Genomic DNA, 1,003 nt, shown 5'->3' on the forward strand with positions numbered 1-1,003 from the left:
CGAAGTACCATTGATAAGCCGAAGTAACGGCACTCGTTCATTATACATTGTAATGGAGGCATTACTAAATAACTCACTTGTATGATCATACTTTTCCTCTAAATTAAACAACTTGGTATAACACTGTGCCTTTCCTAATGTTGCATACTCCTCAAAAGCTCGATTGTCGTTTGCAAATTTAGTCATCACTGCTTTTTGTATGTCATGATTTGCGATATCTTTTGCCGTAGCTATGTTTGTAACACTAGCGATGATCAAGCAAGATAGTATTTTATTCATAAATATTTTTCTTGAGTGAATATACAAAAATATTAACAAAAGTTAGCAGGAGAACCAGCTTGGCATTTTCTTATATACAAGCGTATAACATCATATTTTAAATAGTCGGTTTGCAATTGCTTAACCTCTTTGGGGGTATATTTATTTGCATCATTAGGTTTTACATAGCTATCAGAATTCTGTATAAGTGTGAGATATGCTTTGCGTAGAGCATCATTTTTACCATCGAACATTTTTTCACAATCAGTCGTTGCATTAAAAGCATATGATTCACCAGTTGCTACCTTAACAGTTGTTCGGTTTTTAGCATTCGATGTTTCGATGAAACTCTTTAAACTATTTTTGATAGCAATAGGAGATAAAAGTCGAATTAATGGTGATTGAGCATAATAAAGTCGATTATAGGCATAAACATAAAGTTCACTGTCATATAAAACCTTTGTGCCATTGAATATCTCACGAGTACTGAATACTTCAGAAAAACATTGAGCCTTTCCTAAAACAGAGTAGTCTTTAATCGCATGGGTATCGATCTCAAACTTAGCTATGATTGCTGCTTCATTGGTTTTGTCATACTCTGCTTCATTGGTTTTGTCATACTCTGGTTCACTTGCATTTGCAAATGCTGCCATACCAGTAAATACCATCAATAATATTTTATTCATAATAGCCAGCTCATTTTCCCATAAGAAACAACTAACAATTGGCAGCCAAGCCCAAAGGA

2 protein-coding genes are annotated in these 1,003 nt (G+C 34.1%); both read right to left on the bottom strand.

Features of this window, described 5'->3' with window-relative positions; all coding sequences use genetic code 11:
- Positions 1 to 279 (bottom strand): hypothetical protein (locus tag D7V20_RS19245; RefSeq protein ID WP_147395822.1); only part of this gene is annotated, 279 nt, incomplete at its 3' end.
- Positions 280 to 311: 32 nt separating this feature from the next.
- A partial coding sequence (locus D7V20_RS19250) for a hypothetical protein (RefSeq protein WP_213072523.1) occupies positions 312 to 1,003 on the bottom strand: 692 nt, incomplete at its 5' end.

Source organism: Acinetobacter rongchengensis (assembly GCF_003611475.1).
GTDB lineage: Bacteria > Pseudomonadota > Gammaproteobacteria > Pseudomonadales > Moraxellaceae > Acinetobacter > Acinetobacter rongchengensis.